The 13279-nt window shown below is 58.2% G+C and carries 16 protein-coding genes and 1 pseudogene; 16 read left to right on the top strand and 1 reads right to left on the bottom strand.

Going from position 1 to position 13279, the window contains the following annotated elements; all coding sequences use genetic code 11:
• The 16 genes and pseudogenes from A3CW_RS0143410 to A3CW_RS49710 form a co-directional block, all read left to right on the top strand.
• On the top strand, positions 1-302 hold a 302-nt coding region (locus tag A3CW_RS0143410; protein WP_028209070.1), incomplete at its 5' end, for a transposase.
• Between the two features lie 416 nt (positions 303-718).
• Positions 719-1573: a sterol desaturase family protein gene (locus A3CW_RS0143405; RefSeq protein WP_028209069.1), complete on the top strand. Its 855-nt coding sequence runs from the start codon at positions 719-721 to the stop codon at positions 1571-1573.
• A gap of 97 nt (positions 1574-1670) precedes the next feature.
• Complete coding sequence (locus A3CW_RS0143400; RefSeq protein WP_028209068.1) at positions 1671-2447, top strand: GH12 family glycosyl hydrolase domain-containing protein; 777 nt, start codon at positions 1671-1673, stop codon at positions 2445-2447.
• 238 nt (positions 2448-2685) lie between these two features.
• Positions 2686-3462, top strand: a complete 777-nt coding sequence (locus A3CW_RS53720) for a transposase (RefSeq protein ID WP_028209067.1) — start codon at positions 2686-2688, stop codon at positions 3460-3462.
• The gene (locus tag A3CW_RS0143390; protein ID WP_028209066.1) at positions 3399-3605 is read left to right on the top strand and encodes a hypothetical protein; all 207 of its coding nucleotides are present in this window, start codon (positions 3399-3401) and stop codon (positions 3603-3605) included. The genes A3CW_RS53720 and A3CW_RS0143390 overlap by 64 nt, the downstream gene beginning before the upstream one ends.
• Positions 3606-3965: 360 nt before the next feature.
• Positions 3966-4148: pseudogene (locus tag A3CW_RS54515) on the top strand (sterol desaturase family protein); the annotation flags it as partial.
• Positions 4149-4209: 61 nt separating this feature from the next.
• On the top strand, positions 4210-5286 hold the full coding sequence (locus A3CW_RS0143380; protein WP_035515754.1) for an IS630 family transposase: 1077 nt from the start codon (positions 4210-4212) through the stop codon (positions 5284-5286).
• Positions 5287-6053: 767 nt separating this feature from the next.
• A complete protein-coding gene (locus A3CW_RS53155) occupies positions 6054-6356 on the top strand; it encodes a DUF5372 family protein (protein ID WP_322787997.1) in 303 nt (100 codons plus the stop codon).
• 21 nt (positions 6357-6377) lie between these two features.
• A complete protein-coding gene (locus A3CW_RS49730) occupies positions 6378-6752 on the top strand; it encodes a DUF6788 family protein (RefSeq protein WP_245623890.1) in 375 nt (124 codons plus the stop codon).
• 9 nt (positions 6753-6761) lie between these two features.
• Positions 6762-6947 carry a hypothetical protein gene (locus A3CW_RS0143365; protein WP_028209062.1) on the top strand — a complete coding sequence of 62 codons (186 nt, stop codon included), beginning with the start codon at positions 6762-6764 and terminating at the stop codon, positions 6945-6947.
• A 125-nt stretch (positions 6948-7072) separates the two neighbouring features.
• Positions 7073-8314: a site-specific integrase gene (locus A3CW_RS0143360; protein WP_035515767.1), complete on the top strand. Its 1242-nt coding sequence runs from the start codon at positions 7073-7075 to the stop codon at positions 8312-8314.
• On the top strand, positions 8311-9240 hold the full coding sequence (locus tag A3CW_RS51945) for a tyrosine-type recombinase/integrase (RefSeq protein WP_035515750.1): 930 nt from the start codon (positions 8311-8313) through the stop codon (positions 9238-9240). The genes A3CW_RS0143360 and A3CW_RS51945 overlap by 4 nt, the downstream gene beginning before the upstream one ends.
• 54 nt (positions 9241-9294) lie before the next feature.
• Positions 9295-10236: a site-specific integrase gene (locus tag A3CW_RS49720; RefSeq protein WP_051482096.1), complete on the top strand. Its 942-nt coding sequence runs from the start codon at positions 9295-9297 to the stop codon at positions 10234-10236.
• 153 nt (positions 10237-10389) lie between these two features.
• The gene (locus A3CW_RS49715) at positions 10390-12396 is read left to right on the top strand and encodes a recombinase family protein (RefSeq protein WP_081772097.1); all 2007 of its coding nucleotides are present in this window, start codon (positions 10390-10392) and stop codon (positions 12394-12396) included.
• Positions 12397-12399: 3 nt separating this feature from the next.
• The gene (locus A3CW_RS54730; protein ID WP_456152329.1) at positions 12400-12624 is read left to right on the top strand and encodes a hypothetical protein; all 225 of its coding nucleotides are present in this window, start codon (positions 12400-12402) and stop codon (positions 12622-12624) included.
• On the top strand, positions 12582-13100 hold the full coding sequence (locus A3CW_RS49710; protein ID WP_456152330.1) for a reverse transcriptase domain-containing protein: 519 nt from the start codon (positions 12582-12584) through the stop codon (positions 13098-13100). Before A3CW_RS54730 ends, A3CW_RS49710 begins: the two co-directional genes overlap by 43 nt.
• Before the next feature lie 10 nt (positions 13101-13110).
• On the opposite strand, the gene A3CW_RS53150 is transcribed toward A3CW_RS49710, so the two are convergent.
• Positions 13111-13279, bottom strand: a 169-nt coding sequence (locus A3CW_RS53150; protein WP_245623891.1) for an ATP-binding protein, incomplete at its 5' end; no start/stop codon positions are given.

The raw sequence follows: 13279 nt of genomic DNA, 5'->3' as shown, positions 1-13279 counted from the left end.
AGGACTACCCGTCCATCGGGCAGAGCTGGCGGCGCAACTGGGCTCGCGTGATTCCGTTCTTCGATTACCCGCCAGAAATCAGGAAAGTGATTTACACCACGNATGCCATAGAATCGATCAACATGAGCCNGCGCAAGGTGATCAAGACCCGCAGCTCGTTTCCGACCGATGAGGCCGTCACCAAGCTGTTTTACCTGGCCCTGAACAACATTAGCAAGAAGTGGACGATGCCGATCCGCGACTGGAATGCGGCCCTGAACCGCTTCTCCATCCAGTTCGAAGAGCGGCTGGTGCCGGGTTAAGCCTCGACCCGTTTACACAAAATTCCGGACACCCCCCAATCGACTTCTGCCACAAGTCAGCTGTGGCTGAATGACGCCAGCACTTACGACGGAAGCGAAAACGGCATTTAGAATCCGGATGCCTCCTATCCAAACAATTTATTTTCGCAATGGCGCGAAGCGATGCATACTAAACCCTGCCGTACAGTCGTCACGGGTATAGTTTGAAGTACTACGGTACTGATGTTGCTTAATCTGCTAGGTGCAACCCGCGCACTACCGCCCTCACATCGAATGGCATGCCGAGTCGGCATTTATAGGACGCGCCGGACCAAATAGTTTCGGACCGGTGAGCCGACAGCTGTAAGGCGGCTGGCTGACGATTACCGCTTTAACCTAGGCTTGCGCATAGAGCGCCGATTCGCCGGAGGAAATGAATGCACGTTGTCGATATTGACCAGATGGCCCGGTTCTTCGTGAACTCATTTGAGCTCGTGATTGTCTTCGCTAACGTCTGCGTCGTACTCGAGCTGATCTTCCCGGCCTACCGCTACAGTTTTGCGTCATACATTCGGGGCTTGCGGAACTGGATAATCCGCATTGGTTGTGGCGCATTAATCTGGCACCTTTACGCTATGGGGCTGCAATGGTTAGGAGTGAAACCACTCCTGACAGTCGATTTTGGGGCGTTGCTCCATTCCGGCAACACGATTGTCGGCGTGTTTATGGCGGTTCTTTCTGGTGTTCTGGTTGCAATTGCCGGCGACTTCTTTTACTACTGGATGCACCGCGCACAGCACGCAATGCCGTTCCTGTGGCGCTTGCATGCGACTCATCACTCGATCCGCGAGCTGACCGCGTGGAACTGTAATCATCACATTTCCGAACCGATTGTTTACGCGATGTTTGTAGCACTGCCACTCGCGCTAATCCACTTCAAGTCCGGTGTCGTGCCCGCGATTGCCATGGCGCTAATTAGTTTTCAGGCACATCTTTCTCACTCTAGCACGCGCGTGAATCTCGGGCCGCTCCGATACATCATCGGCGATAACCAGTTTCACCGCATTCACCACTCAATGGAGTCGCATCACCGGCACCAAAACTATGGGTTCTTCACCACCATCTGGGACACAGTTTTTCGCACTGCATACTGGCCGGAAAAAGAGGAATGGCCGGAAGTGGGTCTTCGCAACCAGCCGGAACCGCATACGGTTCGCGACTACGTTCTGTTCCCGTTTGACCAACGCCGCTGGTTCCGACCGGCTATCAAAAGTGGAAAAAGGAATGAATGACTGACAGTTCGGTAATGTTACCGCTCATATCGCCGCAAAAAGCCAAGGGAGACCAACCTCGACTGACATCATCGACCCTATAGGAGACAGCAACCTTATGCAGCGAATGCCATTCCTCGCCGGCTGTGCCGCAACAGCTTTGATGGTTTGCAGTGCAGAAGCACAGGCCGAGGCCTGGTCTGCAACTTCGCCCGAAGCCTCATCCTGCTATCCGTCCGATCTCCTTTTTGCTTCTAGCTCCTACGGAAGCTACACGTTCAACAATGACGTCTGGTCGCCCTGCCAAGGTGTCGCTGCAGGCAAGCAGACGATCTGGGCCAACAGCAACCTTGACTGGGGCGTCTCTTCAAATCAACCCGACACCGGCCACATCAAGTCCTATCCACACATCGGATATGCGGTCAACAAGTCCCTCAGTTCGCTTAAGTCGCTGACTGCTGTCGTCTCAGCGATCACCCCTTCTAGCGGCGCTTGGGAATCGACCTTCGATATCTGGGCCGGAAACAACGCACATGAAATCATGATCTGGCTCAACTATACCGGATCCCCTGATGGCTGCGGCAACGTTAAACCGATTTCCGCGAACTGGACGTTTTCCGGCTGCGCGATCCCAATTCAGAAAGATGTCCAGCTGTCGGGCGCTTACTGGAATGTCTACGTGGGCAGCAATAGCAGTAACACGGTCTATTCTTTTCTTCGCACAAAAAAGACCGACCACACCACGCTCGACGTGCTGGCATTCATGAATTATCTCAAGTCGCGGAATTATTTCGATGATGTCGTGCTCGGCGATGTTCAGTACGGCTTCGAGATAACGTCGTCGCCTGGCGGTCTGCCTTTCGCGTCCAAAAACTTCTCCGTCACCGCGGAGTGATATCGGCGCCCCCCCGTCCTCGCGTGTATATTTATATCCGCTGGTAATGGGCTTTGTCCGGATGGGGGTATTGCAAAGATGCTACGGGTTGTGTAAAAGCGCAACATCATGAAGCCAGCTTGAATAATGCCATATAAAGCCAGACTAAAGACGGGTGAACCGCGCAAGCGCAAGAAGCCGGCCGGGGTACCGGGTGACGAACGCGCGGGCGTATAACCAGCGCCTGAGAAAGCGCGGCATGATCAGCCTGTATGTGCCGGGCGGCGATCTGAAGGCGCAGCTTATCAACGCAAAGATCCGTACGCCGGGCGTGTCGGGGCGTGAGCCGACCTACACCACGGCGTACATCGAGCTGATCTTTACCTTCTACCGGCTGTTCGGCTGGGGGATGCGGCAGATCACCGGCTATATGGAGGACTACTGGGAGACTCGCGGGCTGGACATCCCGGTGCCCAGCGCCAGTCAGCTGGGCGAACGGTTCGCTTCACTGGAGGTGAGCGTCACGCAGCGTTGCGAACAGTTGGCCCGACGTCTCGCGCGCGGCGAGACGATCAGTCTCATCGTCGACAGCACGGGATTGAGCTTTGGGCGGGCGAGCCAGTGGTACGAGGAAAAGTACGGTCAGAAGGCCGCGCGCACGCCGTGGCGCAAGATGCATCTGTCGATCGACGCTGACATGAACGTACACGCGATCCGCATCACCACTACAGAAGTATCGGACAGCGAAGGAATGGACGCCGTGCTGCCCGCTGATGTGCCGATGGATCGGGTGATTGCCGATGGCGCGTACTACAGCATCGAGCGTACCGAAGCGCTTTCAGGCGCGGGCGTGACGCCCGTCATCCCACCGCCGTCGTACACGGCGAGGAGCGAACCCGCCGGCATGACCAGATCGTCAGATACATCGAGGACAAAGGCATCTATGCATTTCACAAGAAATACGGCTACGGTGTGCGCTCGCTGGTCGAGGCGCAGATCTCGCGCATCAAGCGCTGCATCGGCGAGCGCCTGCTGACGCAGGAGCTTGCGTCGCAGGAAGGCGAAGGCGAAGGCGAAGGCGAAGGCGAAGGCGAAGGCGAAGGCGAAGGCGTAATCATCGCCAACCTGCCGAACCGGTGGAACGCCTTCGGCAAACCGGTTTGCGTCAAAAATGCATAGTCGCGTCCATAGCACGGGAACTCGTACCCATCCGGACAAAGCCCTTGACCATGGCGTGGTGAAAACCATTTGGAGAGCGAATGGGTCTTATCCAAACAATTGATTTTTGCAATTCCATGAAATGCCGCATAGTACGTGCTGATGTGTCCGCGGCACAACAGTTTGAATCCGCAGTGAAATGGAAATTTACATGACCTGCCTAGATGCAATGCGCGCTATCGGTGCGGACCGGATTTATTGGGCTGCGCTGGCTATCAATAACTATTGGACCCATGAGCGCCCGCGAAGAAGATGGCCGCGTTGACGACGGTCGCTTCGACCTCAGGTCGGCGCACTCGGCCGGTCTGCCGAAGCAAACAAATGCACGTTCTCGATGTTAATCAGATGACCCAGTTCTTCGTGAACTCGTTCAAGCTCGTGGCGATCTTCGCTACCGTCTGCGTCGCGCGCGAACTGATCTTTCCGGCTTACCGATACAGTTTTGCCTCATACGTTCGCGGTGTGCGGAACTGGATCATTCGCATTGGATGCGGCGTATTACTCATAGGTCAGTAAGTTAGAGAACAAATTCGGCGAATGTCGATCTATCGTTTCGTGTCACTCGATGGAGCCGCGGACTGTGAAACGAGACGGGAGAAGTCTGGCGCACAACATCCTCGAAGAGATGCGCATGCTCGCGCTTAAGCGGATGAATGAAGGCGAACATCCGGATGCGGTTTCGGCGTCGTTTGGGATGCATCGTTCATGGGCATACAAGCTGCGGGCGAAGGCCCGGAGGCAAGGCCGAGGCGTTCGTGCATTGCGGTCTACCCACGCCACAGGCCGCCCGCGCAAGCTCACGACCGCCCAGGAGCAGCAGGTACTGCGCTGGATCAATGGCAAGAACCCAATGCAGTATGGCTTTGACTTCGGGCTTTGGACTCGCAATCTGGTACGCGAACTGTTACAGCGTAAATTCGGTATCACGCTGAGCCTGGCCTCGATCGGCACAATGCTGGCGCGTCTGAACCTGACGCCGCAAAAACCTCTGCAGCGCGCTTACCAGCGCGATCCAGAGGCAATCGAGCGCTGGCAACACGACACGTATCCATCCATCGCCAGACGGGCTCGTGAGCAGAAGGCGGACATCTTCTTCTGGGATGAATCGGGCTTTCGGGCCGACTCGGTACATGGCAAGACCTGGGCGCCACGCGGTGAGACACCCGTCGTGGAGCGCCCCGGTCAACGGCAGAGTATGAGCGCGGCGTCCGCCGTCAACTCGAAAGGCGCCTTTTGGTTCGCGACGTACGAAGGGGGACTCAGCGGCGAACTGTTCGTCGCGCTGCTCAGGAAGTTGATGTTCAATCGGAAGAGGCCGATTCATCTGATTGTCGACGGGTTGCCTGCACACAAAAAGGCTGTCGTGAAAGACTACGTTGCCAGCACTAACGGCAAACTGACCCTGCACTTTCTGCCCGGCTATGCGCCCGACCTCAACCCGGATGAGTTGGTGTGGAGCCACGTGAAGCGCACAGGCGTCGCGCGAAATCCGTTGCGCCAAGGCGAAAAGCTCGGCCCGAAGGTTCACGAGCAACTTGCCCAGGTTCAGCAGAACCCGGGGCTCGTGCGCTCGTTTTTCAGGCACCCGTCTGTCGCCTATATTTCTGAGTGCGCCGGGAGACCGGCAAGGAGTAGGTGGTGAAAGTCCACTACGATGAAGGAGTAGCGACCCACATCGACCCCGAGCCGTGCGCAGGCCTCCGCGAGGATGCCGGCGAAGCGTCGGCAGGGGAGCGTGCGGGCCAGCCATCGAGCCGCGATAGTATAGAACTCCCGGGTGCCGACGCGGTTCAGAACGCGGAAGGCAACACGTCGGGGCGCGCCAGCGCGAGTGCCCCGACGACCTGGCGTGGTCGGAGACCCTGGCACGCACGGACGCTTCTTGCGCGGGAACCGGGAGATCTCCCGTTTGGCCAGTCGCAGCACGGACGGGTCCGCATCGGGAAGGCGAGGAGCCGAAGCCGATGATGAACGGACGGGAGAAGTCAGACTCCGCCGTAGTAGCGACGAAGCCTGCGAACAACGCCGGGAAACCGGCTGCGGAGCGGGTGGAGCGAAGGGCGGGCACCAAGGGGAACACGGGTCAGTCACACACGCACCGGGCGCAGAACCGGGCAAGCGTGCCACAGAGGCTGGAACGTGTACGGCAAGCTGCAAGGCAGCGGAAGAAGGAGCGGTTCACCGCGCTTCTGCATCACGTCACGGTCGACCGACTTCGGATGGCGTTCTTTGCGCTCAAGCGCAATGCGGCTCCCGGAGTGGATGGCCTGACGTGGCGGTACTACGAGGCAGGATTGGAAGAGAATCTCCAGCGCCTGTTCTCGCAGGTACAGTGCGGAGCGTATCGGGCACTGCCTGTTCGGCGACAGTACATACCGAAGCCGGACGGCAAACAGCGCCCGCTGGGGATTGCCACGGTCAATCCGAACTGCACAGTCCCCCAACGAAGCATTGGGATGGGCAGAGATCAGACACCCGTTTCATCCGCTCAGGGGGCAGCGTTTTCGAGTCCTCAAACAGCGGCGTGTCGGCGGCGTCGACACGCTCATCCTGCATGAAGCCACCCGCGGGAGCTTTGCTGTGCCCGTGCCGTGGACCGATCGCGCAAGGCCTGAAGCCTATGAGCGGCTCGGCTCGCCCCGCAGGCTGAACCTGGATACGCTGTGCGAGTTGGTCGAGATGATTGAGCTGTTGCAAGGACATTCTCGATGAGACCTTGCAAGGTGACCTTCCATGTACTATCTTCGGACCAGTTATTTATGTGGTCCGATCCGGATGACGGAACTCTCCCCCGCCGAACTCAGGCGACGCCGCAAACAGCTGCTGCGCAAGCTGCCGCCGCTGGAGACGATACTGCGCGGCTCATTGATCGAGCGCTACAAACGTTGTGGCAACCCGCGCTGCCGATGTGCCGACGGCCCCGGACACGGGCCCAAGTTCTACCTGTCGGTCAGCCACTCCGGCGAGTCGCCACACATGGAATACGTTCCCCAGGCAGAGCAGGCCGTGGTCAGCGAATACCTGGCCAACTACGCGCTCGTGCGCGGGATCCTGGAAGAGATCTCGCAGATCAACCACGAGCTGTTGCGCCGGCGGCAGCCGCTGTAAGGCACAGCGGTGAACCAGCCCCGCGCTTCGTTCACCGCCCACTTCGACATACGCGACGGCGCCACGCTGCTCGCGAACATGCTCATCGCCCTGGTCGACAACGATTCAGTCATCGTGACCACGGAGGTAGCCGATGAGCGCACTGATCACCAACGCACACCTGAGCAAGCCGGCGTACATCTATGTACGCCATAATTCCGTGTAAGAATTTATGGCCGAGTAATTTCATTTTTATCGCGGTAGTAGCGCTTTCGTTCCACCATAGTCGGCATTATCCTGACTCCTCTCAAGGCGATCTTGATTGGAAGGTGGAGATCATCATGGAGCCGTCTTACAGTCGTTTGTGCTCGTTGAGGTGTGTGCTAGAAGGGCCGCTCGCGCCCTATATCAGTTCCTTTACTAAATCACTGGACGACCAAGGATTTACTCCGGAGTCGAGCCATGTGCAAACCCGATTGGTCGCTGATTTTAGCCGTTGGCTCAAGCAAATACATGCTGTTTTGCCAGCCATTACGGACGAGCATATACCGCGCTATCTACGTTATCGGGCTCGTCATCGGCGTCGCAGATCAAGCGACACCTTCGTATTGAAACGGCTGCTGGATTTTCTGCGCCAACAGGGTGCCATCGCCAAGTTGCCGACCGTCGCTGTCGAGGTGACGCCCGATCGGCAGTTATTGGACGAGTACACGGTGTACTTACAGCAGGAGCGGGTACTTTCGGCCAATACGATCGACAACTATGTGCCTTTTGCCCGAGTCTTTTTGGCGGCCTGTTTCCGTGACCGTAAAAACATACAACTCGCTTCGCTGCGCGCCGCTGATGTCATCGCATTTGTGCAGGAGCAGGTGAAATGCCTGCATCTGGCGCGGGCAAAAATGATGGTCACTGCGCTGCGATCTTTCCTCCGCTATTTGCGTTACTGCGGCGTCGTCAAGTGTGATCTGGCTTTCGCTGTACCTACCGTTGCCAACTGGTCGATGGCATCAATCCCTCGTGCGATTTCGGTGAAGCATGCGCATGCAGCGCTCGCGTCTTGCAACCGTCAAAGCGCCGTGGGCTCCCGGGACTATGCAATTTTATTGCTGCTGGCTCGACTGGGTTTGCGAGCGGGTGAAATTGTCGCGCTCAAACTGGATGACATCGATTGGGATAGTGGAAATCTGTATGTGCACGGTAAGGGCGCAAAGGGATGTCCCATGCCGCTACCGGCCGATGTGGGTGAGGCGATCGCCGACTACCTGCAGAGGGGGCGACCACACAGTACCAGCCGCACTGTATTTTTGCGTAGCGTAGCGCCAGTGGGGGAGTTTCGGGGGCAGGAAGCCATCGGATCTATCGTTGTGCGTGCGCTGGAACGAGCAGGTGTCGATACGCCGCACAAGGGTGCGCATCAGTTTCGACATCGACTGGCCTGTGATCTATTGCGTCAGGGCGCTTTCCTCGCAGAGATTGGCGAACTGTTACGCCATCGTCATCCAGAAACAACGGCGATCTACGCAAAGATCGACCTTGCTGCCTTGCGCACACTGGGCTTGCCTTGGCCGGGAGGTACGCAATGAACACACTGCGCGAAGCCGTTCAGAACTATTTAGCGTTGCGCCGCGGCCTGGGATTCAAGCTGCTTCTTGCAGGCAACGCTTTGCAGGATTTTGTCACCTTTATGGAAAAGCGGCGGGCTGTTCACATCACCGTACGCCGCGTGCTCCAGTGGGCACAGCAACCGAAACACGCTCAGCTGGCAACGTGGGCAGCACGAGTAGGTTATGTCCGCGGATTTGCCCAGTACTACAGTGCAATCGATCCACACACGGAGATTCCACCGTGCGCCTTGATGCCGTACCGGCCGCGCCGTGCGAATCCCTACCTTTACAGCAGCGAAGAAATTGAGGCTCTACTTCAAGCCGCATTGACTATCTCCGGTGGGATGGGCCTGCGTCCGTGGACATATTATTGTTTCTTCGGTTTGCTGAGTGTGTCGGGATTGCGTCTCGGTGAAGCGATCGATTTGACGCGAGAGGATGTTGATCTGAAGGAAGGCATTTTGACGGTTCGGGGCAAATGTGGAAAAGTACGGATGGTGCCTCTGCATGAGTCAACCCGGCAAGTGCTTGCTGATTACGTCACACGTCGCGAGCGTTTTCTTGCTGGGCGATCCGCGCTCCACCTGTTTGTGTCCAGCACGCTCAATCCTTTGCATCGCGCGGACATGTACAGAACGTTCCATGCGTTGTCGCGCCAAATAGGCTTGCGTAGTCCCACCGCTACCCACGGACCGCGTTTACATGATTTTCGGCACCGATTTGCTACAGAAACCCTGTTGCAATGGTACCGCCGTGGCGAAGACGTTGAGCGCCGCCTACCGATTTTGACCGCTTACCTCGGGCACGTTCATCCGAGCGATACCTATTGGTACCTCAGTTTGTGCCCGGAACTGATGGGGCTCGCAGTAAAACTGCTCGAAAATCACTGGGAGAACCCATCATGAAATCGAGCACGCGATTTTCCACGCTGCTGCAAGCCTTCTTCACCCCGGCGGCTCATGCAGCAAATGCAGGTCAGTTCACACACGATCGAATCCTACCGTGACACGTTCCGGTTGCTACTCAAATTTATCCAAGAACGTCGACACAAGCAGCCGGCCAGTTTGTTGTTCGAAGATATCGATGCACCACTTATCTGTGCGTTTCTCGACGATTTGGAAAAGCAACGTGGCATAAGCGCACGCAGTCGCAATGTTCGCCTCGCCGCCATCCGCTCTTTCTTTCACTATGCGGCGTTTGAAGTACCTTCTCGATCCGAGCAGATTCAACGCACGCTCGCTATTCCCACCAAACGCTATACCCGCACTCAGGTCGGATTTCTGACACGACCAGAGGTCGATGCGTTACTGGCCGCGCCCGATACGAGGACGTGGAGTGGTCGTCGGGATCACGCGCTGCTCCTGACGTCGGTGCAAACCGGCATGCGCTTGTCTGAAATGACAGGACTCACGCGGCAGGACGTGACCCTGGGGACGGGCGCCCATATTCAGGTAGCGGGTAAAGGTCGAAAGTCCCGATGCATACCCCTCACCGATCAGACTCGTGCGATCGTCAAGAACTGGCTGCAGGAGACTGCCAAAGCAGACAGCGACATCGTGTTTCCCAATGCGCGTGGTGGTCGACTAAGCGCCGATGGCGTGAGTTACATTCTGACGAAGCATATTGAGACGGCGCGCAATACTTGTCCATCTCTGCGCAAAAAACGCGTGACTTTCCACCAGCTTCGACACACTGCGGCAATGGAAATGCTGCGAGCGGGTTTCGACGGCACCATGATTGCCCTGTGGCTTGGTCACGAGTCCCCGGAAACCACGCAAATTTATTTAGATGCGGACCTCGAATTAAAGAAGAAAATGCTGGAGATGACCACGCCCCATGACGGGAAGCCCGGAATTTACCGACCCGATGATCAACTGTTGGCTTTCCTCAATGGATTGTAGCAGCCAGAATAATGCCGAGCATTGTGCCGCCGCATGCTGCGGCGGCACGCTATAAATAAGGACTTTTATTACATCATCAATAAATACTCGGCCATAAGTTTTTACACGGAATTATGGCGCTAATTCCGATCTCGGAATTAGCGCCAGTCAACCCTGGCTCAGGTACGGCACAACCAGGAGAGCACCGAACGCCAGTACGCGCTGCGGGAGAAGGCGCTGACTCTGGGCTGGCCTCAGCGATCAGTACGCGTGCTGGACCGGGATCTGGGCCAATCGGGTGCCCAGACGATCGGGCGCGAGGACTTCAAGACCCTGGTCTCGGATGTGGCGATGGGTCAGGTGGGTGCGGTGTTTGCGCTGGAGGTGTCACGCCTGGCGCGCTCGAACCTGGACTGGCACCGACTGCTCGAGCTTTGCGCATTGACGCACACGCTGGTCATCGACGCCGATGGCTGCTACGACCCCGGCGACTTCAACGATGGATTGCTGCTGGGCCTGAAGGGCACGATGGCGCAGGCCGAACTGCATTTCCTGCGCGGGCGCCTCCAGGGCGGCAAGCTGAACAAGGCACGCAAGGGTGAACTGCGGTTCCCCTTGCCGGTGGGCTTTTGCTATGATGACCAGGACCATATCGTCCCCGATGCCGATGACGAAGTCCGCGGCGCCGTGCAACTGGTGTTCACGCTGTTTCGCGAAACGGGCAGTGCCTATGCCGTTGTCAGGCGCTTTGCACATTCGGGACTTCGCTTCCCCAGGCGCGCGTACGGCGGCGCCTGGGCAGGCAAGCTCATCTGGGGCCGACTGACGCATTCTCGCGTACTGGGGCTGCTAAAAAATCCCTCCTATGCCGGCACCTATGTCTTCGGCCGCTACCAGTACATCAAGAGCATCACCGCCGACGGCGAGGTGCGCAAGAACACTCGGGCCGTGCCCACCCCGGACTGGCGGGTCCACTTGCCTGATCACCACGAGGGCTACATTACCGTGGAGGAGTTCGAGCAGAACCAGCAACGCCTTGCGCGCAACCGTACCAACGGCGAAGGCACCGTGCTCAGCGGCGCCGCACGCGAGGGCCTGGCCCTGCTGCAGGGACTGCTGATCTGCGGGAACTGCGGCCGCGCCCTGACCGTACGCTATCGTGGCAACGGTGGCCTCTATCCGATCTACGAGTGCAACTGGGCGCATCGCGAGGCGCTGGCCAGCATGAGTTGTCTCGGCATCCGAACAGACTCGCTGGACGAGGCGATTTGCGAGGAGATGTTCAAGGCGCTGAAGCCCGCCGAACTCGAGCTGGCCCTGGCCGCGATCGACGAGCTTGAGCAGCGCGACCAGGCCGTGATGCGTCAGTGGCAAATGCGCATCGAGCGCGCCGAATACGAATGTGCTTTGGCCGAGCGACGCTATGAGGAGGTCGATCCCGCCAACCGCCTCGTCGCCGCCAGCCTCGAACGTCGATGGAACGAGGCTCTGACTCGCGTCGACGAGGTCAAAGCTGAGGCGGCGAAGTTCCAGGCACAGAAGACGCGCGTCCTGACGGCGGAGCAACGAAGCAAGGTCCTTGCGTTGGCGCGCGACCTGCCGCGCGTCTGGCGCGCACCCACCACCGAAACGAAGGACCGCAAGCGCATGCTGCGACTGCTCATCGCCGACGTCACCGTGGAGGACCTAAGCGCGTCGCGGCAGGTCGTTTTGCATATCCGCTGGCACGGTGGTGCCTGCAGTGACGTTACCGTCACGCGGGGCATCCCCATCGCCGAACGGCTGCGCTATCCTGCCGAAACCGTCGAGCGTGTTCGAGCGCTGTCGCATACCCTGCCAGACGAACAGATCGCTCAGACATTAAACATGCAAGGTGTGCCGAGCTCCAGGGGCAAGCCGTTCAATGCAGCGATGGTCAAGTGGATTCGTTACCGCTACGCCATACCCGCCGCTCGCCTGCAACGGCCCGACGAAATCACCTTCAGGCAACTCGCTGACGAGCTCGGCGTCAGCATCCATTTCGTTCACTACTGGATCAGGCAGGGGAAGATCACCGCCCGTCAGATCGACGGCCGTGGCTCGTGGTGGGTCACCATCAATGCCCAGCAGCGCAGCGATCTTCACGATCTGATCTGCAATTCCGGGCACTTCAAGAGCCGTCATTCCAAAGCTCAACTGTGAGGTGTGCACTATGAAGTCACCGTCCCCGCGCTGGAAGACAAGATCGTCCAGCGTGCGGTAGTGGAAGTGCTGAACGCGATATACGAGGAAGACTTTCTCGGTTTCTCGTACGGGTTCCGGCCCGGGCGCAGTCAGCATGATGCGATGGATGCGCTGGCAACGGCCATCACACGCACCCCGGTGAACTGGATCTGGACGCGGATATCCGGAGCTTCTTTGACGGACTGAGTCAGAAATGGCTGGTCCGCTTTCTGGAGCATCGGATCGGCGACCGGCGCATCATCCGTCTTGTGCGCAAATGGCTCAAGGCGGGCGTTCTGGAAGACGGGCAATTGAGCGTCAGTGAATCGGGTACACCTCAGGGTTCAGTGGCCTCGCCGCTGTTCGCGAATGTGTACCTCCACTACGCTTTCGACCTGTGGGCCAACCGTTGGCGACACAAGGAAGCCAGAGGCAACGTTGTCATTGTGCGCTTTGCCGATGACATCGTGGTCGGTTTCCAACATGAAGACGACGCGCGGCGTTTCCAGGAGGCGATGCGAGAGAGGCTGGCAGATTTCTCGCTTGCGCTACATCCGGACAAGACGAGGCTGCTGGAGTTCGGCCGCTATGCAGCGGCCAACCGCCAGAGTCGAGGCCTTGTAGACGGCGTCAAGCAGCACGGCCGGTCAGCGACAACCATCTTGGCCGGTCGACGGGTGTAGTTGTCGCTGGTTAAGAGGCCATGGTTGTCGCTCCTTCTTCGTAGTTGTCGTTGGGTAATTGTCGTCGGCGCGCGCTCTGTTTGTCGCTGGCCTTACGGCGGCGATAGCTCTCAACATTCAGCTCGAAGATCGTCGAGTGATGCACGAGCCGGTCGATGGCGGCAACCGTCATGCCGGGG

Origin of the sequence: Paraburkholderia nodosa DSM 21604 (assembly GCF_000519185.1) — a bacterium.
Taxonomy (GTDB): domain Bacteria; phylum Pseudomonadota; class Gammaproteobacteria; order Burkholderiales; family Burkholderiaceae; genus Paraburkholderia; species Paraburkholderia nodosa.
The sequence above is the reverse complement of the archived record's forward strand: the minus strand, read 5'-3'. Positions and strand labels throughout refer to the sequence as shown.

Coding starts and splice junctions, on each gene's coding strand:
- A3CW_RS0143400 (WP_028209068.1), top strand. CDS start 1,671: ATGCAGCGAATGCCATTCCTCGCCGGCTGTGCCGCAACAGCTTTGATG.
- A3CW_RS53720 (WP_028209067.1), top strand. CDS start 2,686: ATGATCAGCCTGTATGTGCCGGGCGGCGATCTGAAGGCGCAGCTTATC.
- A3CW_RS49720 (WP_051482096.1), top strand. CDS start 9,295: ATGCAGCAAATGCAGGTCAGTTCACACACGATCGAATCCTACCGTGAC.
- A3CW_RS49730 (WP_245623890.1), top strand. CDS start 6,378: ATGTACTATCTTCGGACCAGTTATTTATGTGGTCCGATCCGGATGACG.
- A3CW_RS51945 (WP_035515750.1), top strand. CDS start 8,311: ATGAACACACTGCGCGAAGCCGTTCAGAACTATTTAGCGTTGCGCCGC.
- A3CW_RS0143405 (WP_028209069.1), top strand. CDS start 719: ATGCACGTTGTCGATATTGACCAGATGGCCCGGTTCTTCGTGAACTCA.
- A3CW_RS0143360 (WP_035515767.1), top strand. CDS start 7,073: ATGGAGCCGTCTTACAGTCGTTTGTGCTCGTTGAGGTGTGTGCTAGAA.
- A3CW_RS0143380 (WP_035515754.1), top strand. CDS start 4,210: ATGGAGCCGCGGACTGTGAAACGAGACGGGAGAAGTCTGGCGCACAAC.